At 44.4% G+C, this 21710-nt stretch carries 23 protein-coding genes; 19 read left to right on the top strand and 4 right to left on the bottom strand.

All coding sequences use genetic code 11. The annotated features are described in order from the left end of the window. The first annotated feature begins 151 nt into the window (after positions 1-151). From aroK to rplI, 9 genes are all read left to right on the top strand, one after another. On the top strand, positions 152-670 hold the full coding sequence (gene aroK, locus R8N46_RS22010; protein ID WP_005381319.1) for a shikimate kinase AroK: 519 nt from the start codon (positions 152-154) through the stop codon (positions 668-670). Positions 671-702: 32 nt separating this feature from the next. Further along, a complete protein-coding gene (gene aroB / locus R8N46_RS22005; protein WP_005381318.1) occupies positions 703-1803 on the top strand; it encodes a 3-dehydroquinate synthase in 1101 nt (366 codons plus the stop codon). 52 nt (positions 1804-1855) lie between these two features. Next, complete coding sequence (locus R8N46_RS22000; protein WP_115386332.1) at positions 1856-3367, top strand: SPOR domain-containing protein; 1512 nt, start codon at positions 1856-1858, stop codon at positions 3365-3367. 69 nt (positions 3368-3436) lie between these two features. Then, on the top strand, positions 3437-4276 hold the full coding sequence (locus R8N46_RS21995) for a Dam family site-specific DNA-(adenine-N6)-methyltransferase (RefSeq protein ID WP_213972567.1): 840 nt from the start codon (positions 3437-3439) through the stop codon (positions 4274-4276). Between the two features lie 92 nt (positions 4277-4368). Continuing rightward, positions 4369-5040, top strand: a complete 672-nt coding sequence (gene rpe / locus R8N46_RS21990; protein WP_005381300.1) for a ribulose-phosphate 3-epimerase — start codon at positions 4369-4371, stop codon at positions 5038-5040. A 244-nt stretch (positions 5041-5284) separates the two neighbouring features. Next, positions 5285-5674: a 30S ribosomal protein S6 gene (rpsF, locus tag R8N46_RS21985; RefSeq protein ID WP_005381299.1), complete on the top strand. Its 390-nt coding sequence runs from the start codon at positions 5285-5287 to the stop codon at positions 5672-5674. Between the two features lie 8 nt (positions 5675-5682). Continuing rightward, complete coding sequence (gene priB, locus R8N46_RS21980) at positions 5683-5985, top strand: primosomal replication protein N (protein WP_005381298.1); 303 nt, start codon at positions 5683-5685, stop codon at positions 5983-5985. A gap of 16 nt (positions 5986-6001) precedes the next feature. After that, entirely contained in the window at positions 6002-6229 is a 228-nt protein-coding gene (rpsR, locus tag R8N46_RS21975; protein WP_000090472.1) for a 30S ribosomal protein S18, read from the top strand. Between the two features lie 33 nt (positions 6230-6262). Next, positions 6263-6715: a 50S ribosomal protein L9 gene (gene rplI / locus R8N46_RS21970; protein ID WP_005382760.1), complete on the top strand. Its 453-nt coding sequence runs from the start codon at positions 6263-6265 to the stop codon at positions 6713-6715. A gap of 76 nt (positions 6716-6791) precedes the next feature. Here the strand turns inward: rplI and R8N46_RS21965 are convergent, their stop codons facing one another. Continuing rightward, entirely contained in the window at positions 6792-7556 is a 765-nt protein-coding gene (locus tag R8N46_RS21965; protein WP_115386331.1) for a DUF481 domain-containing protein, read from the bottom strand. Positions 7557-7777: 221 nt separating this feature from the next. On the opposite strand from R8N46_RS21965, the gene R8N46_RS21960 reads away from it, so the two are divergent. Beyond that, positions 7778-9178 carry a replicative DNA helicase gene (locus tag R8N46_RS21960; protein ID WP_005382759.1) on the top strand — a complete coding sequence of 467 codons (1401 nt, stop codon included), beginning with the start codon at positions 7778-7780 and terminating at the stop codon, positions 9176-9178. 13 nt (positions 9179-9191) lie between these two features. Then, positions 9192-10268, top strand: coding sequence for an alanine racemase (alr, locus tag R8N46_RS21955; RefSeq protein ID WP_031777284.1), 1077 nt, complete (start codon positions 9192-9194; stop codon positions 10266-10268). 38 nt (positions 10269-10306) lie between these two features. Here the strand turns inward: alr and R8N46_RS21950 are convergent, their stop codons facing one another. After that, on the bottom strand, positions 10307-10726 hold the full coding sequence (locus tag R8N46_RS21950; protein WP_005381271.1) for a secondary thiamine-phosphate synthase enzyme YjbQ: 420 nt from the start codon (positions 10724-10726) through the stop codon (positions 10307-10309). A 305-nt stretch (positions 10727-11031) separates the two neighbouring features. Here R8N46_RS21950 and pgi point away from each other — a divergent pair, with 305 nt between their 5' ends. Next, a complete protein-coding gene (gene pgi, locus R8N46_RS21945; protein ID WP_318098546.1) occupies positions 11032-12684 on the top strand; it encodes a glucose-6-phosphate isomerase in 1653 nt (550 codons plus the stop codon). A gap of 99 nt (positions 12685-12783) precedes the next feature. On the opposite strand, the gene R8N46_RS21940 is transcribed toward pgi, so the two are convergent. Together R8N46_RS21940 and zur are read right to left on the bottom strand one after the other, a co-directional pair. Further along, a complete protein-coding gene (locus tag R8N46_RS21940) occupies positions 12784-13245 on the bottom strand; it encodes a chemotaxis protein CheX (protein WP_005381269.1) in 462 nt (153 codons plus the stop codon). A 9-nt stretch (positions 13246-13254) separates the two neighbouring features. Further along, entirely contained in the window at positions 13255-13719 is a 465-nt protein-coding gene (gene zur, locus R8N46_RS21935; RefSeq protein WP_005381268.1) for a zinc uptake transcriptional repressor Zur, read from the bottom strand. 321 nt (positions 13720-14040) lie between these two features. On the opposite strand from zur, the gene dusA reads away from it, so the two are divergent. From dusA to R8N46_RS21900, 7 genes are all read left to right on the top strand, one after another. Then, positions 14041-15021 carry a tRNA dihydrouridine(20/20a) synthase DusA gene (gene dusA, locus R8N46_RS21930; RefSeq protein ID WP_017821727.1) on the top strand — a complete coding sequence of 327 codons (981 nt, stop codon included), beginning with the start codon at positions 14041-14043 and terminating at the stop codon, positions 15019-15021. Between the two features lie 164 nt (positions 15022-15185). After that, positions 15186-15401 (top strand): envelope stress response protein PspG, encoded by a 216-nt coding sequence (gene pspG / locus R8N46_RS21925; RefSeq protein ID WP_005381266.1) that lies wholly within the window; start codon positions 15186-15188, stop codon positions 15399-15401. A 98-nt stretch (positions 15402-15499) separates the two neighbouring features. Next, entirely contained in the window at positions 15500-16159 is a 660-nt protein-coding gene (locus tag R8N46_RS21920) for a TIGR04219 family outer membrane beta-barrel protein (RefSeq protein ID WP_005381265.1), read from the top strand. Positions 16160-16316: 157 nt separating this feature from the next. After that, positions 16317-16547 carry a hypothetical protein gene (locus R8N46_RS21915; RefSeq protein ID WP_005381264.1) on the top strand — a complete coding sequence of 77 codons (231 nt, stop codon included), beginning with the start codon at positions 16317-16319 and terminating at the stop codon, positions 16545-16547. A 117-nt stretch (positions 16548-16664) separates the two neighbouring features. Beyond that, the gene (locus R8N46_RS21910) at positions 16665-18536 is read left to right on the top strand and encodes an assimilatory sulfite reductase (NADPH) flavoprotein subunit (RefSeq protein WP_213972570.1); all 1872 of its coding nucleotides are present in this window, start codon (positions 16665-16667) and stop codon (positions 18534-18536) included. After that, entirely contained in the window at positions 18536-20272 is a 1737-nt protein-coding gene (gene cysI, locus R8N46_RS21905) for an assimilatory sulfite reductase (NADPH) hemoprotein subunit (RefSeq protein WP_017821724.1), read from the top strand. The genes R8N46_RS21910 and cysI overlap by 1 nt, the downstream gene beginning before the upstream one ends. Beyond that, positions 20265-21044, top strand: a complete 780-nt coding sequence (locus tag R8N46_RS21900) for a phosphoadenylyl-sulfate reductase (protein ID WP_005382748.1) — start codon at positions 20265-20267, stop codon at positions 21042-21044. Before cysI ends, R8N46_RS21900 begins: the two co-directional genes overlap by 8 nt. Positions 21045-21710: the final 666 nt, after the last annotated feature.

Raw genomic sequence — 21710 nt, 5'->3', positions numbered from 1 at the left:
AGTTGCAATAGTGGCACCATGCTTGGATAATTTCGGGTCTTATCACGAATTATCTGTGAGGAACTGGTGCCACAAGCCTTGTAGAACAGCAGTTTAGCTGTGTTTTCTTGTGGCGATCTTATTGAATCAATGTTGTAAATTACTGCTAAACATGGCTGAGAAACGTAATATTTTCCTTGTTGGCCCAATGGGCGCCGGCAAAAGTACAATTGGTAGACATCTAGCACAGCAACTGCATATGGAGTTTGTTGACTCCGATACAGTGATCGAAGAACGCACTGGTGCAGACATCTCTTGGGTTTTTGATGTAGAAGGTGAAGAAGGCTTCCGCAAGCGTGAAGAAGCGGTACTTGAAGACCTAACACAAGAGCAAGGCATCGTGCTTGCGACTGGCGGTGGCTCTGTTAAGAGCAAAGAAAACCGCAATCGTCTTTCGGCACGTGGTGTTGTTGTTTACTTAGAAACGACGATTGAAAAGCAACTTGCGCGTACAAACCGCGACAAGAAGCGTCCTTTACTTCAAACGGATAACCCTCGCGAAGTATTGGAGCAATTAGCTGAAGAACGTAATCCTTTATATGAAGAAGTAGCGGATTACACTGTTCGCACTGACGATCAAAGTGCAAAAGTGGTAGCCAACCAGATCGTAAAAATGCTAGAAGAGAGATAAGTCTTTATCTTTTTTTTAATTGGAGCAAACCGATGGAACGGATTACGGTCAACCTAGCTGAGCGTAGCTACCCAATCTCTATTGGCGCCGGGTTATTTGAGGACCCGGCGTACCTCTCTCAAGTTCTCTCAAACAAAAATGCAAAACAAAAAGTTGTTGTGATCAGTAATGTCACAGTGGCGCCTTTGTATGCAGACAAAATTTTAAAGCAACTCGAGCAGCTCGGTTGTAGTGCATCCTTGTTAGAATTGCCTGACGGTGAACAGTACAAAAACTTGGATGTATTTAATCAAGTAATGAACTTCTTACTGGAAGGGAGTTATGCTCGTGATGTTGTGATCATCGCGTTAGGTGGTGGTGTTATTGGCGACCTTGTGGGTTTTGCGTCTGCCTGTTACCAGCGTGGGGTCGACTTTATTCAAATACCGACCACATTACTATCCCAAGTGGACTCTTCGGTTGGTGGAAAAACCGCGGTTAACCATCCGTTGGGTAAGAACATGATAGGTGCGTTTTACCAACCTAAAGCAGTGATCATTGATACCAACTGCCTGTCGACGTTGCCTGAACGTGAGTTCGCTGCGGGTATCGCCGAAGTCATTAAGTACGGCATTATTTACGATGCAGATTTTTTTGTATGGTTAGAAGACAATCTTGAGCGCTTGTATGCGTTGGATGAAGAAGCACTAACTTATGCGATCGCACGTTGCTGTGAAATAAAAGCGGAAGTGGTGGCTCAGGATGAGAAAGAGTCGGGCATCCGTGCTTTGCTTAACTTAGGTCACACCTTTGGTCATGCGATTGAAGCGGAACTTGGCTATGGCAATTGGCTGCATGGTGAAGCGGTATCTTCCGGCACTGTTATGGCGGCCAAAACGTCGCATCTACGTGGTCTGATCTCGGAAGAGCAATTTGAGCGTATTGTTGCGATTTTGCGTCGTGCAAAACTGCCTGTGCATACTCCAGACAGTATGAATTTCGATGACTTCATCAAGCACATGATGCGAGATAAGAAAGTCCTCTCTGGTCAATTACGATTGGTTTTGCCTACAGGCATTGGCACTGCCGAGGTAATTGCTGATACGACACAAGACGTACTCAAACAGGCAATAGACTTCGGTCGCGATATTTAACCTTGTAATGGCGCCTTTGGGCGTCATTCTTGTAGTGTATTAAGGTTATTAGATGAGTGTTGCTCACGTACTGGAATTAGATTCTCAAATCGAGTTGCTTGATAGATTAGGTCTACTGACTAACTTTGGTTCCAATCTCATTGCGATTAATGGTCATGATGGGTACGGGAAATCTTGGTTAGCGCAGCGATACCTTGAAGTGGGTGCCAGTAACAAGAATCAATGTTTGTTACTTTGTCATTCTAATCAAGACGATGTGCAGCATCGCGTCCTTATTTTGAATCAACTGGTTTCAGACGCATTGTTTAATCAGCAAGAGCCTTTACTTGATAGCCTTGAAAGGCTTTTAGGTGATGAGCCGTGTGACATTGCAATTGTTGTAGATGATGCGCATTTATTGAGTGAGACACTTATCTCTGAGCTTTGGATGCTGGTCTTAGAGGCGCACCATAAGCCAAATTGGACCATCAATGTCTTACTGTTTACACAGTCTGGACGTTTAGACGGTTTGCTAGCACGTCTCAGTTATGGACAAGAGATAAAGCCTGTTGAGCTTGATATTGATATGTTGTCCGAAGTGGAAGCTCGTCGTTTCTTTGAGTCACTTGTTGCGCGCTACGTCGATGATGAGTCTGAGAAACGGGTTAGAGATGCATTTAAAAAAGTCGACCCAGTACCGGGTGACATCATGGCGTTAGGAGAGATGAAAGTGGAAAAAAGGATCATTATCCGCTCGATTGTCGGTTCACCCCTGAATATTGCGTTGGTGGTATTAGTATTACTGTTGCTTGCTGCGGGTGGCTATTGGTGGATGCTTAGTCAACCAAGTCCTGATGATAAAGCGCAGCAAATTGCTGGCGGTTTAGAGCAAACGGCTATTCCAACTTTTGAAGAGTCAGTAATCAGTGCAGCGCAATCTTCACTGCAACCTGTAACCGATGGCTCTAGCAGTCTTGATAACTCTGGTGCGGTTGATGATTCTGATTCATTACCGCCAGCAGTGACAGAAGAAGTAGCGAGCGTAGGCAGTGATGACAATCAACAAAGAGTGGTGATTGAGTCGAATGTGGTCGATGCATTGCTTGAAGGTAAAACTGATTCAGCAGACACAAAAGCGATTGATGACGTCGTAGGTACTGAGAAAACAGAAACCGCCGATGAAACTAGCTCTCCTTTGATTAAAGTCGTAAAACCGAATCAAGATATGGCGCAAGCACCTGCTCAGTCAGAAGAGGGTGAGGCAAACCAACCTGTTGTGAAGTTTTCATTTGCTCGTGAAGAACTAAAAGCGCTATCGCCAAGAGCTTATACTTTACAACTCGCAGCTATGACCTCAATGGAAGATGTACAATCCTTTCTCAATGAGCATAAACTGAATAATCAAGTGCGAATTTATCCTACCGTTCGTAATGACACCGAGTGGTATATCATCACATATCAAGATTATCCGACAATTCAAATGGCTCGTGATGCCGTCGCAAGCTTGCCAGATTCGGTTAAGTCGGTGAGTCCTTGGGCAAAATCACTCCGTCAGGTTCACCGTGAAATTGAACGAGTGAAATAAACCTGAGCTTCCCTGAAAAATATGTTACATTCCGCAGCCTTAATTTTTGGTCGATAGATAGAGCAGTAGATGAAAAAGCAACGAGCCTTTCTTAAATGGGCAGGAGGAAAATACGGACTGGTTGAAGACATCCAACGTCATTTGCCGCCGGCTCGAAAGCTAGTTGAACCTTTTGTTGGTGCGGGCTCAGTGTTTCTGAATACCGATTATGACCATTATCTACTTGCAGATATCAATCCAGATTTGATCAATCTGTACAACCTGCTGAAAGAACGCCCTGAAGAGTATATCTCTGAAGCGAAGCGTTGGTTTGTCGCTGAGAACAACCGCAAAGAAACCTACCTACACATTCGCGCTGAATTTAATAAAACCGATGACGTGATGTACCGCTCTTTAGCGTTTTTGTACATGAACCGCTTTGGTTTTAATGGCCTATGCCGTTACAACAAAAAAGGTGGCTTCAATGTACCGTTTGGCTCTTACAAAAAGCCGTATTTCCCTGAGGCGGAATTGGAGTTTTTTGCAGAAAAAGCCAAAAAAGCTACGTTCGTTTGTGAAGGTTATCCTGAAACATTTCGTCGTGCGCGCAAAGGGAGCGTCGTGTATTGCGATCCACCTTATGCGCCGCTTTCAAATACGGCAAATTTCACCTCATACGCAGGTAATGGTTTCACGTTGGACGACCAAGCTGCATTAGCCGACATTGCTGAAAGAACAGCGACTGAACGTGGCATTCCTGTGTTGATTTCTAACCACGACACTACCTTGACACGTCGGTTGTATCACGGTGCGGATCTTAATGTGGTAAAAGTAAAGCGTACCATTAGCCGTAATGGTAACGGTCGTAATAAAGTTGATGAGCTACTTGCGCTTTTTCATGCCCCAGACATGGATAAATCAAGCTCTTAATTCTCACACTATTATATCTAAATAGTGGATCTCCCCACTGGCTTCGGTAGAATTGCGCGCAGATTGTTTGCTCATTACTACTGAGGTCAGGTATGAAAGATTTTCTTATTGCTCCATCCATTTTATCGGCAGATTTTGCTCGTCTCGGTGAAGATGTAGAAAAAGTACTCGCAGCGGGTGCGGATGTGGTGCATTTCGACGTTATGGATAACCACTATGTACCAAACCTGACTTTTGGTGCGCCTGTGTGTAAAGCACTACGCGATTATGGCATCACAGCGCCAATCGATGTTCACCTAATGGTGAAACCCGTTGACCGTATTATTCCTGATTTCGCAAAAGCGGGTGCGTCGATGATTACGTTCCATGTAGAAGCTTCTGATCATGTAGACCGTACACTGCAGTTAATTAAAGAGCACGGCTGTCAGGCTGGTGTGGTACTAAACCCAGCAACGCCACTTGCAAGTCTTGAGTTTATTATGGATAAAGTCGACATGATTCTACTGATGTCGGTAAACCCTGGTTTTGGTGGTCAATCATTCATTCCTCATACACTAGATAAACTGCGTGCCGTTCGTAAGATGATTGACGAGTCTGGCCGTGATATCCGCTTAGAAATCGATGGCGGTGTGAAGGTTGACAACATTCGTGAAATTGCAGAAGCGGGCGCAGACATGTTTGTTGCAGGCTCGGCGATTTTCGGTGAGCCAGATTACAAACAAGTGATCGATCAAATGCGCGCTGAACTGGCTGAAGTTAAATAAGCACCGATAAGCCAGCGCAATAACACGCTGATTTTAAAGGCTGCCAGCTTGTTGGCAGCCTTTGTGTTTTCTAGTATTAGAAGAAATTAAATATCCGCTGCGCTGAGCAAATAATCACTTGCCTATTTTACGCCCTTTCTGTACTATTCGTGCTCCTTAAACTCAGTCAATTATCTTTAGTTCCTTGCTTCCTCTGGACGACTGAGCCATTTGTGGAAGCTGAATAATCCGTAAGGAGCAACCAATGCGTCATTACGAAATCGTATTCATGGTGCACCCAGATCAAAGCGAGCAAGTTGCTGGCATGATCGAGCGTTACACTGGTTCAATCACTGAAGCTGGCGGTAAAATCCACCGTCTAGAAGACTGGGGCCGTCGTCAACTGGCTTACCCAATCAACAAGCTTCACAAAGCTCACTACGTTCTTATGAACGTTGAAGCTGACCAAGCTGTAATTGATGAGCTAGAAACTGCTTTCCGTTTCAACGATGCAGTTCTACGTAACATGATCATGCGTACTAAAGCAGCGATCACTGAGCAATCTATCATGCTTAAGCAAAAAGAAGAGCGTGCTCCACGTCGTGAAGAGCGTTCTGAAGCTAAGCCTGAAGCTAAGTCAGAAGCTGCTGAGTAAGTTTTCTTATGGCCAATCGAATGGAGCTGAGCGGCACCATTGCCAAACCGCCCATTCGTAGTAAAAGCCCTGGTGGCATTGAACACTGTCGGTTTTGGCTGGAGCATCGCTCTACTATTATCGAAGCTGACTTACCTCGACAAGTTTATTGTCGTATGCCGGTAGTCGTCAGCGGGCTTGGGTCACAAGCACTAACTCAGAATTTAGTTCAAGGCAGTAACATTAAGGTAAGTGGTTTTGTCACTTATCAAACCGGCCGAAATGGCGTGGGAAAATTAGTGTTACACGCCGACAACATTACTCAAATTTAAGATCAGGAGATAGCCCATGGCTCGTTTCTTCCGTCGTCGTAAATTCTGCCGTTTCACTGCAGAAGGCGTACAAGAGATTGATTACAAAGACGTAGCAACTCTTAAAAACTACATCACTGAAGCTGGTAAAATCGTACCTAGCCGTATCACTGGTACAAGCGCTAAGTACCAGCGTCAACTAGCACGTGCTATCAAGCGTTCACGCTACCTAGCTCTACTACCGTACACTGACAAGCATCAGTAATCGGTTCATTTTATTAAGAAAGAGGATTAAGCAATGCAAGTTATTCTACTTGATAAAATTGGTAACCTAGGTGGTCTTGGCGATACTGCAAACGTTAAATCTGGCTACGCTCGTAACTTCCTTATCCCACAAGGTAAAGCAGTTATGGCAACTAAAGCTAACGTTGAAATGTTTGAAGCTCGTCGTGCTGAACTAGAAGCTAAAGTTGCTGAGCAACTAGCTGCTGCAGAAGCTCGCGCAGAGAAAGTTAACGCTCTAGAAGCGGTAGTTATCGCTTCTAAAGCTGGTGACGAAGGCAAACTATTCGGTTCTATCGGTACTCGTGACATCGCTGACGCTATCACAGCTGCAGGCGTTGAAGTTGCTAAGAGCGAAGTTCGCCTTCCTGAAGGTGCTCTACGTAACACTGGTGAGTTCGAGATCAGCGTTCAACTTCACTCTGAAGTTTTCGCGACAGTTAACCTACAAGTTGTTGCTGCTGAGTAATTCAGTATCAAGACGAAATACTAAAAAGCACCTCCTCGGAGGTGCTTTTTTATTTCTAAAACTGAGAGAAAAAGGGTTAAAAAGCGAAAAGTAAATTAACGGAAAATACGCTGTCTGCTTTGCTTAAGCCTTCAGGCACTTTATCGTGATACTGACGAGAGTGCGCCAGTTTCAGTGCGATATCTTCAGTAATATCATTGGTTACACTGAGTTCACTATCAGTACGTGTGTTACTTCTACCTGTTACCAACGTAATATCAGCTGCGAAACTTAAATTATCCAACGCATGCCAAGTTGTGTTGATATTTCCTCGAAAAATGCCTTCTCTAACGATATCGGGAAAGACAATATCGTCATCATCTATTTCGTCTAAGTTTGGCTCTTGATAGCGAAAACCAGGGCCTACTTCTACCTCTAAAATGAAGTTCTCAGTGTAGGAGAACTGGTAACCCAAACCACCTGACAACGTATAGTCTTTAAAATAAGCACTGTAGCGAGAATCCACTCCTTTAAAGCTGCCATACAAATACGTCTTAGGGCCTAACTTGTAGTCACTCTGCAGGGAATAGGTGGATGAGCGTTTGTCTTCTTCACCGTCTTTGTACAAGTTGTAGTACTTCCATTCACCATTAGAACGGTGTCGACCTGACGTATATTCAGCACTCAAACGAGCATTCAGGGAACGAGAGTCCGTGTTACCTGTGTGAGCTTGATAGCCGAACTCCACCTCGGTTTTTAGTGGGTCGGGTAAATCAATATTTTGCTCTGGCTGTACTGATTCGTCAGCATACGATGCACTAGCGCACAGTAGGCTAAAGCTAAGTAACCAGTATCGGGACACATCAACCTCGAACGTAATCAAAAAGGAGGGGCATGATACTGATACAGATATTTGGTTGGGTCAATGGTAGGTTAATTTTTATTAGAGCTAGGCGGAAGAACCAGGCTATTACCCGGATGGTTCACATGATGATTTCTTAACAAGTAATTGTCGCTTCGGGGAAGCATCTCAGCTAGGTTAAGGTTATAATCGTGGGTCAATAGTAGTTATCGAGCAAAGTCATGGCGGAAAACAGAAATCGCAAACCTTCAGACAGTCAGGTCGACGCAATCAAAGTGCCACCTCACTCACTAGAAGCCGAGCAATCAGTAATTGGTGGTCTTTTACTGGATAATGAACGTTGGGACACCGTTGCCGAACGTGTTGTGAGCAGTGATTTCTATAGTCGTCCACACCGCCTGATTTTTGAAGGTGTAAAAACCATTCTTGAAGCGGGTAAACCTCTCGATCTTATTACTTTATCGGAATATCTAGAGCGTCACGAGTTGTTAGAAGATGTAGGCGGTTTTGCTTACCTTGCTGACTTGGCGAAGAATACGCCAAGTGCAGCTAACATCAATGCGTATGCTGATATTGTCGCTGAGCGCGCGATTGTTCGTGGCCTTATTGGTGTCGCGAATGAAATTGCGGACGCGGGCTATGACCCTCAAGGTCGCAGTTCTGAAGATTTAATAGACATGGCGGAGAGTAAAGTTTTTGCTATCGCCGAGTCTCGAACTAGTGAAAACGAAGGACCACAAAACGTCGACAACATCCTCGAAAAGACGTTAGAACGTATCGAGTTGTTGTATAAAACGCCACAAGATGGTGTTACCGGGGTCGATACCGGTTTCACAGATCTCAATAAGAAAACCGCAGGTTTGCAAGGCTCTGATTTGGTGATTGTCGCTGCGCGTCCATCGATGGGTAAAACGACCTTTGCGATGAACTTGTGTGAAAATGCAGCCATGCAACAAGAAAAGCCCGTACTTATTTTCTCGTTAGAGATGCCAGCTGAACAGTTGATGATGCGTATGTTGGCCTCTTTGTCTCGTGTTGACCAAACCAAGATCCGTACGGGTCAGCTAGATGACGAAGATTGGGCGCGTATTTCTTCTACTATGGGTATCCTGATGCAGAAGAAAAATATGTACATTGATGATAGCTCTGGACTAACTCCGACCGAAGTGCGTTCGCGCGCTCGCCGTATCGCTCGTGAACATGGCGGTCTATCGATGATCATGGTCGACTACCTTCAGTTGATGCGCGTGCCTTCGTTAACCGATAACCGTACTCTTGAGATTGCTGAGATCTCTCGCTCTCTTAAGGCGCTGGCAAAAGAGCTAAATGTGCCTGTTGTGGCACTGTCGCAGCTAAACCGTTCCCTAGAGCAACGTGCGGATAAACGACCAGTAAACTCGGACTTGCGTGAATCCGGTTCCATCGAGCAGGATGCCGACTTGATCATGTTCATCTACCGTGATGAGGTTTATCACCCAGATAGTCCGTACAAAGGTACGGCCGAAATCATTATTGGTAAACAGCGTAATGGTCCTATCGGCTCTGTTCGCCTCACTTTCCAAGGTCAACATTCGCGTTTCGACAACTACGCGGGTCCTGCATTCGATATTGATGATGAGTAATCCCATGAGCTATATGAAAGCGGCCAAGGCGTGCATTGATTTGTCTGCGTTGCAGCACAACTTACAGCGCGTAAAAGCTCAAGCGCCACAAAGTAAAGTGATGGCTGTCGTCAAGGCCAATGGTTATGGTCACGGATTACGTCATGTCGCAAAACATGCTAACCATGCGGATGCGTTTGGTGTGGCTCGTATTGAAGAAGCATTGCAACTGCGCGCTTGTGGAGTAGTAAAGCCGATTCTATTGCTAGAAGGTTTTTACTCTCCTGGTGACTTACCTGTTCTTGTGACGAACAACATCCAAACTGTGGTGCACTGTGAAGAGCAGCTTATCGCCTTGGAGCAAGCAGACCTTGAAACTCCGGTTGTCGTGTGGCTGAAGATTGACAGTGGCATGCACCGCCTTGGGGTTCGTCCTGAACAATATGACGAGTTTGTAACGCGGCTGAAGGAGTGTCCAAATGTAGCGAAACCGTTGCGTTACATGAGCCACTTTGGCTGTGCAGATGAGCTGGATAGCGATATTACCCCACAACAGATTGAGCTGTTTAAATCGTTGACTTCTGGTTGCCAAGGGGAACGTTCACTGGCGGCATCTGCGGGGTTATTGGCATGGCCTCAAAGCCATTTAGATTGGGTTCGTCCGGGTATTATCATGTATGGTGTGTCGCCATTCGATGACAAAACGGCGCAAGATCTTGGGTATCAGCCTGTCATGACACTTAAATCCCACCTTATTGCGGTACGCGAAGTGAAGAAAGGTGAAAGTGTTGGCTACGGTGGTATTTGGACCAGTGAGCGAGATACAAAAGTTGGTGTCATTGCTGTAGGGTATGGCGACGGTTACCCAAGAAGTGCTCCAAACGGTACGCCGGTGTGGGTTAATGGCCGTAAAGTACCTATTGCAGGTCGAGTTTCCATGGATATGCTGACGGTCGATTTGGGACCAGACGCAACGGATAAAGTCAGCGACGAAGCGATTCTTTGGGGGAAAGAGCTCCCAGTAGAAGAAGTAGCGGGTCACATTGGTACGATTGCGTATGAACTCGTGACTAAGCTAACGCCTCGCGTCGAGATGGAATACTCCAAATAAACAACGAAAGGCTAACCCAAGGTTAGCCTTTGTTTTATCTACTCACCGTTAATCGTAGCAATAACGCGGCGGCCGCCACCAAAGTCTCGATGCTCACCCAAGTAAATACCTTGCCATGTTCCTAAAGCTAATCGACCATTTTGGATTGGTACCGTCACACTACTGCCAAGCAGTGATGCTTTAATATGTGCCGGCATGTCGTCGTCACCTTCATAGGTGTGCTGATAATAAGGAGCACGCTCTGGCACAAACTTATTGAAGTGCGCTTCCATGTCCATACGCACGGTTGGATCAGCATTCTCATTTAAGGTCAAACTGGCGGAGGTGTGCTGAATAAATAAGTGTAATAAACCTACTGAAAGTTCGTTTATTTGTGGTAATTGTTGTTCAATTTCATCAGTTATCAGGTGAAAACCGCGGCTTCTCGCTTTTAATTGCAGTGTTTTTTGTGCCCACATACGTGTTCCTTTGGAAATTTATAAATTGGCGTCTATCCTATTCCAATTAGAGCCTGTCATTAGTAAATGATATGATTCTTGTCATCGTAAATGAATGTTCAATTTCAGGGCAGGGAACGTGACCTAACTCAATGTGAGTGTAAAAGCTCTCGGTCATAATTGGCGCCTGAAAAAAAATTACAAAGACTTGTTTTGTGGCAATTTGCCCAAACATCTAATTTATATTCTATTTGCTAAATCGGGGATTCCACAGTTTTCGCTAGACTGTAAGGAATGGAACCTACTGTAACATCGGGATAAAGACCATGTTGAAAAATATCAATCCAACGCAAACACAAGCTTGGAAAGCGCTAACGGCGCATTTCGAATCTGCACAAGATATGGATCTTAAAGAGCTGTTTGCTCAAGACGCAGCGCGTTTCGACAAATACTCTGCACGTTTCGGCTCAGACATCCTAGTCGATTACTCAAAGAACCTCATCAATGAGGAAACTCTGAAGCACCTGTTTGCTCTTGCGAAAGAGACCGAGCTGAAATCTGCAATTGAAGCGATGTTCAGTGGTGAAGCGATCAACCAAACAGAAGGTCGCGCTGTTCTTCACACTGCACTACGTAACCGCACTAATACTCCAGTTATGGTAGATGGCGAAGACGTAATGCCAGCAGTGAACGCGGTTCTAGAAAAAATGAAATCATTCACTGAGCGCGTTATCGGCGGTGAATGGAAAGGTTACACAGGCAAAGCAATTACCGATATTGTGAACATCGGTATCGGCGGTTCTGACCTTGGCCCTTACATGGTGACGGAAGCTCTAGCGCCATACAAAAATCATCTAAACCTTCACTTCGTATCTAACGTTGATGGTACACACATCGTTGAAACGTTGAAGAAAGTTAACCCAGAAACGACGTTATTCTTGATCGCGTCTAAGACGTTTACAACACAAGAAACCATGACTAACGCGCACACTGCTCGTGATTGGTTCCTAGAATCGGCGGGTGATCAGGCTCATGTGGCTAAGCACTTTGCTGCGCTTTCAACAAACGCGACAGCCGTGTCTGAATTTGGTATCGATACAGCGAACATGTTTGAATTCTGGGACTGGGTTGGTGGCCGTTACTCACTATGGTCTGCGATCGGTCTATCAATTGCACTAGCAGTAGGTTTCGACAACTTCGTTGAGCTGCTTGATGGCGCTCACGAGATGGACAAGCACTTTGTATCAACAGATCTAGAAAGCAACATCCCTGTGATCCTTGCGCTTATCGGTATTTGGTACAACAACTTCCACGGTGCGGAATCAGAAGCTATTCTGCCTTACGATCAGTACATGCACCGTTTCGCGGCGTACTTCCAGCAAGGTAACATGGAATCAAACGGTAAATACGTTGACCGTGACGGCAATGCTGTAACTTACCAAACTGGCCCAATCATTTGGGGTGAACCAGGTACCAACGGTCAGCACGCGTTCTACCAGCTAATTCACCAAGGTACTAAGCTTATCCCATGTGACTTCATTGCACCTGCAATTAGCCACAACCCAGCTAGCGATCATCACCAAAAACTGATGTCTAACTTCTTCGCGCAAACTGAAGCTCTAGCGTTTGGTAAAAATGAAGAAACCGTGAAAGAAGAGTTGGTGAAAGTAGGTAAGAATGCTGAAGAAGTGGCAGCGATTGCGCCATTCAAAGTGTTTGAAGGTAACCGTCCAACAAACTCTATTCTAGTGAAGCAAATCACGCCTCGTACGCTAGGTAACTTGATCGCAATGTACGAACACAAAATTTTCGTACAAGGTGTTATCTGGAATATCTTCAGCTTTGACCAGTGGGGCGTGGAGCTAGGTAAACAACTGGCTAACCAAATCCTACCTGAGCTTGCAGACGAGTCTCAAATCAGCTCGCATGACAGCTCAACAAACGGTCTAATCAACGCATTTAAAGCGTTCAAAGCTTAATGTTTGAATAGATAAAGAAAAGGTCAGCAAATGCTGACCTTTTTATTGCCTGAGGCAAAAACAAAATAGGTTGGCCAGTGCCAACCTATTTTTTCTCTTTTATTCGAAGCAAATTTCGATAAAGGCATTTCCCCATTGGGAAGAGAAAGGCATGATAATAATTGAGCCTTCACACTTGTGGCGAATCGTATGACCTCGGCCCGAAACCACAACCGGTGTTGCCATATCAAAGTCAAAACCACTTTCCGCCAGAATGCGTTTCGCACCACCAGTAACCATGTTGGTGATCTCACCCACCATATCGGTCACTTCTTCATTGAGCCCATTTGGACGTTCACCAAGCATGTTCTGCATGATTTCTAGGGCGAGTGCTTCATCAAAGGTGATCGACATTGAACCACGAGTTTGTGGGCCTACCATACCAATCAGACCAGAAACGTCACCTCGTGCGATCTCATCTTTTTTGATTCGCGGTTTTTGTGGCTTCAGCTCAAGAGAAGCCATAGTTTTTAGCACGTTCATTAAAGAAGCTAAAAACGGGTTTACAAATTCAGCGCGCATAACGTTCTTCTATACTTTTTCTTTCGTCTCGGAGGAACAGGCCTGGCATTCACCATGAGTTTCAATAACTTGGTTGGTCAGTTTGAATCCATGCTTCTCGGCGTTTTCGGCTAACAAGGATATCAGCGTCTCATCTTCGAGTTCAACGACATCACCACATTTATCGCAAATTAGTAATTGGAAAAAGTGCTGCTGAGTATTGAAAGAACAACAAGTAATAAAGCTATTTGTCGATTCCACTCGGTGGATGAAGCCTTGCTCTAGGAGAAAATCTAATGCTCGATAAACAGTGGGCGGCTTAGCCTGAGGCTCACTCTCTTTTAGTTGCTCCAATAGCTCATACGCACTTGAGGCGCGGCGATTAGAACAAATGAGTTCAAATACGCGTCGGCGTTGCGGAGTCAGTCGTACTCCACGCTCTGCGCAGATACTTTCAATTTGTTCAATGATTGTTGGGTTCAAACCTTTCACCATAACTATCGGACGTGCTCTATGATAAATCATTTCTATACGAAGTTCGTTTAGAAATGCTTCATTTTACCCACTATCAGAACGAAAATCATGAATTAAAGCAAGTCGGTGGTGGTGTGAAGGCGGAATAATCATCACAGAATGAATCAACGAATGACAGATTCGTATTACTTCTGCGTATTCCTAAGCACTTGGCTAGTCAGCCAACCAAATCATTCTCGCTGAAACTAGCACCCAGAGGTGCTTGGGTATACAATACCCGACTTATTTTTTGAGCGTACTGCTGCGCTCGACCTTGGCAACATAAAAACGGGTGTTTATATCATGACTCATTCTTGCAGGCTCTCCGTAGCACCAATGTTAGATTGGACTGATCGTCATTGTCGCTACTTCCATCGCTTAATGACCAAAGAAACCCTGTTGTACACTGAAATGGTGACGACAGGTGCGATCATTCATGGAAAAGGAGATTTCCTGGCTTATAACGAAGAAGAGCATCCGTTAGCCCTTCAACTTGGTGGTTCAAACCCAGCAGATTTGGCTACGTGTGCCAAGCTAGCGCAAGAGCGTGGCTACGATGAGATTAACCTAAATGTGGGGTGTCCATCTGACCGCGTACAAAACGGTCGATTTGGTGCTTGCCTAATGGCTGAACCGCAGTTAGTTGCGGATTGTGTCGCAGCAATGAAAGACGTGGTCGATATCCCTGTAACAGTCAAGACTCGCATTGGTATTGATGATCAAGACTCTTACGAATTCCTAACGGATTTCGTTTCTATTGTTTCAGAAAAGGGTGGCTGTGAGCAGTTCACTATCCATGCTCGTAAAGCTTGGTTAAGTGGTCTAAGCCCAAAAGAAAACCGTGAGATCCCACCATTGGATTACCCACGCGCTTACCAATTGAAGCAAGACTTCTCACACCTAACGATTGCGATTAACGGTGGCGTGAAATCATTAGAAGAAGCAAAAGCACATCTTCAGCATCTTGACGGTGTGATGATTGGTCGTGAAGCATACCAAAGCCCATATTTACTGGCATCGGTAGATCAAGAGTTGTTTGGCTCTAATGCTCCAGTGAAGAAACGCAGCGAAATTGTTGAAGAGATGTATCCATACATTGAAGCGCAATTAGCGAAAGGTGCGTACCTTGGTCATATTACCCGCCACATGTTAGGTTTGTTCCAAAGCATGCCCGGTGCTCGTCAATGGCGTCGTCATATCAGTGAAAATGCGCACAAACCAGGTTCTGGTCTAGAAGTATTGCAAGACGCGCTAGCTAAGATTCCAAAAGAATTGAATGTGTAAAATTCGCCAGTGAATGGCTAAAATTACCAACTAAAGACTGATAAAGCCAGAGTGCAGAAATGCCTCTGGCTTTGTTTTTTTATTAAAAATCATAATCTTAACTTCGTTTCTGTAAGTTGGTATGGAAACTGCTCTGTTTATTGAAAACAAATGGAGAAGTGATTATGTTGGAGCTAATCTTTATTTTAGTCTTTGCGGCGACCTTGTTGGTTACGGGTATCACAATGATGACCGTATTCGCAGCAACTGGTATTGCGTTAGTTGTGATGTTTTTACTGGGAATGGTTGGAGCGGTACTTAAACTATTACCATGGTTAATCGTGATTGCATTGGGTATTTGGTTCTTCAAGAATTACGTCGCTCAGCCCCGCTATAAATAATGAGTAACATCATTTAGTTGATGGAGAGGCGTGAGAATATGGTATATTTCCTCTCACGTCCTCTACGTGAATATCAGCTATCTCGGAGTAAATACTACATGACAAATAAAGCGAACATCGCTTTAACGGCATTATCGTTGGCAGTATCTTTTCCTGTTTTTGCAGAGTACTCTGTATCGACAAAAGTCGGCGCAGAGGTATGGGCTGCCGACACTAAAGTTAATGAAGTGAGACGAGATAGCAGTACCGCAGGCACTTTTTACGCGGCGATTGAACATGATGTTAAATATGTCCCTAATGCGCGCCTTCGTTACTCAAGTGTTGATGCGGATTACATGGGGTTCGATAAGCTCGATTTAACCTTGTATTACCACGTTCTAGAGCATGATTTATTGCACTTTGATGCGGGTCTCACGTTCAGTAATTTAAGTGACACTAAATACATTGATGCTGGCTCAAGCAGGCGTGTAGAAGAATTTGATGAGCTGATTTGGGCTTGGTATGGTTACGCAGAAATTCAAGTTCCGGATACAAACTTTGATGTGATTGGTGAGATAAACTTTGGTGACAACAAAGGTATCAAAAGCACCGATTTCATGGCAGGTGTTCAATACAATGTACCGCTCGAAAAAGCTCGACTGGCTTTTCGTGGAGGTTACCGTGTGATTGATTTAGAGTCCGATAAATTCATGTCGGATCTAGGGAAAGAGTTTATTTTTGCTAACGGCTTCTTTGTGAGTGCGGAATACGCGTTCTAAATTCAGCCATGTTAGATATTCGATTTACTTAAAACGTCGCTTTATAAGCGGCGTTTTTTTATATCACTTCATTATATCTAATCGAAATTTCTCCCTATTTGGCTGACTTAGACCATGCTTACCTAGGAGCAATGTGAAAGTTAAAGCAGGGATAGCGATGACAATAAATGAACTAAGACATCTATTCCGTGAAAATCAGCTTATCGAAGCGATTATTGAGCCTGCAATCCAAGAGGGTGGTTGGGTTGTAGAGTTCAGACATGCGCGCGGTGGTTTTGTTTTTCTAACGGACAGTCACGGCGAAGAATGTCTTTATGAAGATTTAGATACTGCGTCAAAATCGGCAATGGCAGTAGGCTTTCAACAAGTCCGCATTGAAGATCGATGAGCAAAAAGTAAGCCGTTCTTACTTCCAAAAAGTTATAAAACATTCACTTCTATTCTTTCTTGTTATTAAGGAGAGTGGGTACTCTATCGTCACGCAATGAATAGGGATGTCGTGATAATGTCTTTTCAAAAGAATGAGTATTCTCACAAGAATGTGTCTGAAGATAATAATGGGCAAGGAGGAAATCCTCCAATCGCAAGCCCTCTGAATGACCAACAAATTAGCTCACTCCAACAAACTGTCTCTGAGTTGTCTTCACAGCAACTTGCTTGGGTCAGTGGGTATTTTTGGGGATTAGCTCAAAATCAACCAAACACAGCGGTAACGCCAATTGCACAAGCAACGGCAGCCGTATCAGCGAAGCCAGCAGGTAAGTTGAGTATTATTTTTGCTTCCCAAACGGGCAATGCTAAAGGTGTTGCTGAAGCTCTGGAACAGGAAGCAAAAGCAGAAGGAATTGCAGTCGAACTTTTTGATGCAAGCGATTATAAAGGTAAAAACTTAGCCAAAGAAACGCATGTCATTATTGTGGCATCGACTAACGGCGAAGGCGAAGCGCCAGACAATGCCATTGAGCTACATGAGTTTTTGCAATCGAAGAAGGCTCATAAGCTGCCAAACCTGCAATATGGTGTTATTGCATTGGGAGATTCTAGCTACGAGTTCTTCTGTCAGACCGGTAAAGACTTCGACACTTACCTATCAAAGCTAGGCGCGACTCCATTTATCGAGCGTCTTGATTGCGATGTGGATTATGAAGCCCCTGCAACTGAATGGCGTAAGAATGCGTTAGACAAGGTAAAAGATACACTGTCTTCTGGCTCTGAAGCGGATGTGGTTCAACTTCCTGTGGGTCAAGCTGCGACTGCGCACTCTCCTTACAATAAACAGAATCCGTACACTGCAACGTTACTGACCAGTCAAAAAATCACGGGCCGTGACTCTGGAAAAGACGTTCGTCATATAGAAATCGACTTAGAAGGCTCGGGTTTAACGTATCAGCCAGGTGATGCACTAGGTGTGTGGTTTGAAAATAGCTCGGAACTTGCAAACGCCATTCTTGGTAAGGTCGGTTTGTCTGGGGTTGAGACTGTTGACGTTGATGGTGAAAGCTTGTCAATCCACAGTGCTCTTGTGAGTAAATATGAAATCACAACATCTAACCCACAGCTCATCACAAAGTTTGCCGAGTTATCCGGTAGCAAGAAGCTACAAAAGTTAGTTGAAGATAAAGATAAACTTCGCGAGTACTCTGCAAATACTCAAATCGTTGATGTACTGGCAGAAAAGAAAACCAAGTTAACCGCAGATGAATTGATTGGTTTGCTTCGTCGTCTTACTCCACGCCTTTACTCTATTGCATCAAGCCAAGAAGAGGTCGATGAAGAAGTACACCTAACGGTTGCTTTGGTTGAGTACGAACAAAACGACGAAAAACGGTATGGTGGTGCGTCTAGTTTCTTAGCACAGCGTCTCGAAGAGGGGGATGAAGTTAAAGTATTTGTTGAGCATAACAACAACTTCAAACTGCCGGAAGATGATAGCACTCCAATTATCATGGTTGGTCCTGGCACAGGGATCGCACCATTCCGTAGCTTTATTCAGGAACGTGAAAACCGCGATTCTGAAGGCAAAAACTGGTTGTTCTTTGGTGATCGCACGTTCACTCAAGACTTCTTATACCAAGTGGAATGGCAAAAGTATCTCAAGTCAGGAGTACTAAGCCGATTGGATGTTGCCTTTAGTCGTGACCAAGTAGAAAAGGTTTACGTACAACATCGCATCTTAGAAAACGCAGCTCATGTGTGGCAGTGGATCCAAGAAGGCGCTTATATCTATGTCTGCGGTGATGCAACGCGTATGGCAAAAGATGTGCACGACGCATTGGTTATCGTTGCTGAACAAGAAGGCAAGATGCCGCGTGACGATGCAGAACAATTTATTAATGACCTACGTAAAGCGAAACGTTATCAGAGGGATGTGTACTAATGACTTTTTCTACGGACAATAATAAGCAGGTTGTATTAGGTGAAGAGTTAGGGCCGCTATCTGATAACGAGCGCCTGAAGCGGGAAAGCAACTTATTACGTGGCACCATTGAGCAAGATTTACAGGACCGTATTACTGGTGGCTTTACTGCCGACAACTTCCAGTTAATTCGTTTCCACGGTATGTATCAACAAGACGATCGTGATATCCGTAATGAACGCACAAAGCAAAAACTGGAACCATTACATAATGTGATGCTTCGTGCTCGTATGCCTGGAGGCATCATCACGCCAACGCAATGGTTAGCGATCGACAAGTTCGCAACGGAGCACTCTTTATATGGAAGTATTCGTCTGACGACTCGCCAAACGTTCCAGTTTCATGGGGTATTAAAACCGAATATTAAGTTGATGCATCAAACGCTCAACAGTATTGGCATTGATTCGATTGCAACCGCGGGTGATGTAAACCGTAACGTGTTGTGTACCACTAATCCAGTGGAGTCAGAGTTACACCAAGAAGCTTACGAATGGGCGAAGAGAATCAGTGAACACCTGCTTCCGAAAACACGCGCTTATGCAGAGATTTGGCTAGACGGTGAAAAAGTAGAAAGCACGGAAGAAGACGAACCGATTCTAGGCAAGAACTACTTACCACGTAAGTTTAAAACCACAGTGGTTATCCCACCGCAAAATGACGTAGATGTACACGCTAACGATCTCAACTTCGTAGCGATTGCAGATAACGGCAAGCTGGTTGGTTTTAACGTCCTGGTCGGCGGCGGCTTAGCGATGACGCATGGCGATACATCAACTTATCCGCGCCGCGCTGACGACTTTGGCTTTATTCCGCTGGACAAGACACTTGATGTTGCCGCAGCTGTAGTAACAACTCAGCGCGACTGGGGTAACCGTTCAAACCGTAAGAACGCAAAAACCAAATACACATTGGATCGTGTAGGTAGCGATGTCTTTAAAGCGGAAGTCGAGAAACGTGCTGGTGTTAAGTTTGAGCAAAGCCGTCCATATGAATTCACAGAACGTGGTGACCGTATTGGCTGGGTAGAAGGAATTGATGGTAAATATCATTTAGCGCTTTTCATCGAAAACGGTCGCTTATTAGACTTTCCAGGTAAACCACTTAAGACGGGTGTTGCTGAAATTGCCAAAATCCACAAAGGCGATTTCCGCATGACAGCGAACCAAAACCTAATTGTTGCGGGTGTACCTAAAAACGAAAAAGCGAAGATTGAAAAGATCGCTCGTGAACATGGCTTAATGGACGACGGCGTAAGTGAACAGCGTAAGAACTCAATGGCTTGCGTTGCTTTTCCAACTTGTCCGCTAGCGATGGCAGAAGCTGAACGTTTCCTTCCTCAGTTTGTTACTGATGTGGAGGGGATTCTGGAGAAGCACAACCTACCAGAAAATGACAACATCATTTTGCGTGTAACTGGGTGTCCAAATGGTTGTGGTCGCGCAATGTTGGCTGAAATTGGTCTAGTTGGCAAAGCGCCGGGTCGTTACAACTTGCACCTAGGTGGTAACCGTGCCGGTACTCGAGTACCAAAAATGTATAAAGAGAACATCACGGATAAGCAAATCTTAGAAGAGATTGATCTGCTGGTGGCTCGATGGTCGAAAGAGCGTGAAGAAGGCGAAGCCTTTGGCGATTTTACTATTCGTGCTGGCATTATCCAAGAAGTGCTCGTATCGAAGAGGGACTTTCATGCTTGATTCTGTAGCATCCAAGCTTGAGCTCACAGAGTTACTGACATTAACAAAGACGGAGCAAATCCTCCGTCTTGCTCAAATTAATGTCGAGCTCGAAAAGCTTTCAGCACAAGAGAGAGTAGCATGGGCTTTAGATAATCTAGAAGGCGAGTTCGCGGTTTCTTCTAGTTTTGGTATTCAAGCCGCGGTTATGCTTCATTTAGTTACTCGCGCCAAAGCGGACATCCCCGTAATTCTAACCGATACTGGTTACCTGTTTGCTGAGACGTACCGATTTATCGATGAGCTGACAGATGCTCTCAACCTAAATTTAAAAGTTTATCGAGCCAAAGAAAGTGCGAATTGGCAAGAAGCTCGATATGGAAAATTATGGGAGCAGGGTGTAGAGGGAATTGAAAAATACAACAAGCTCAATAAAGTTGAGCCGATGCGTCGAGCGTTAAAAGAGCTTAATGTTGGAACGTGGTTCTCTGGATTGCGTCGAGAGCAAAGTAAATCTCGTGCAGGTTTACCGATTCTATCCATTCAGAACGGTGTGTTTAAATTTCTACCAGTAATTGATTGGACTAATAAAGACGTTCATTACTACTTAGAACAACACGGCCTTAAATACCACCCATTGTGGGATGAAGGTTACCTTTCAGTTGGTGATACACATACCACTCGTAAATGGGAGCCGGGAATGTCAGAGGAAGAAACTCGATTCTTTGGCTTAAAGCGAGAATGTGGCCTACACGAAGATGATGGCTCTGAACAAGATGGGTCTGGCATATAGCCATAATACTCTTTAAATAGAGTTTAGGTTAAGTTTAATAAAGATAGCTGCAATAAAGCAGCTTTCTTTATTTATGGTACTTGAAAAATACGTCTCAAAGCACAACTCTGTGGATAAGTTGTGTGAGAGTTTGGGGTAAAGTTGGATAAATAAAGCTTTGAGTGAAAGTTGCGCGGTTAAGCGTTATTTTTGCAATTTTTTCAAAATAACGCTTGCCAATGTGATGGCGATCTCTATAATGCCTCCTCGTCGACAGGACAAGGGCTCACAAGAGTTTAAAGCCAGTCAGACGGGCCAAAAAGAAAAACGAAATAATTTGAAAAAAGTGTTTGACACTGAAGATTATCTCGCTAGAATGGCCGCCTCTTCCGAAGTGATGTAAGTCACAAAGAAGAGTAGCTCTTTAAAAATATAGACCTATCAATCTGTGTGGGCACTCGTTGATGATAATCCAATTAGAAGCTTCGGCTTCAAATTAGGTTTCAATGATACGAAGTGACCATTCGAATTGGGAAGCAGCCTTGAGCTGTTTTGTTTTACTTTTTCAAAAGTGAAAACCAATAAGAGCACAGTCAATTCAAACATTACTTTATGTAATGTTCAGTATTCATTGAGCCGAACAAAATCTTAAATTGAAGAGTTTGATCATGGCTCAGATTGAACGCT

The organism is Vibrio sp. 1874, assembly GCF_033344395.1.
Classification (GTDB): domain Bacteria; phylum Pseudomonadota; class Gammaproteobacteria; order Enterobacterales; family Vibrionaceae; genus Vibrio; species Vibrio alginolyticus.
Note: the sequence above shows the minus strand (reverse complement) of the source record. Positions and strands in the feature narration are given on the sequence as shown.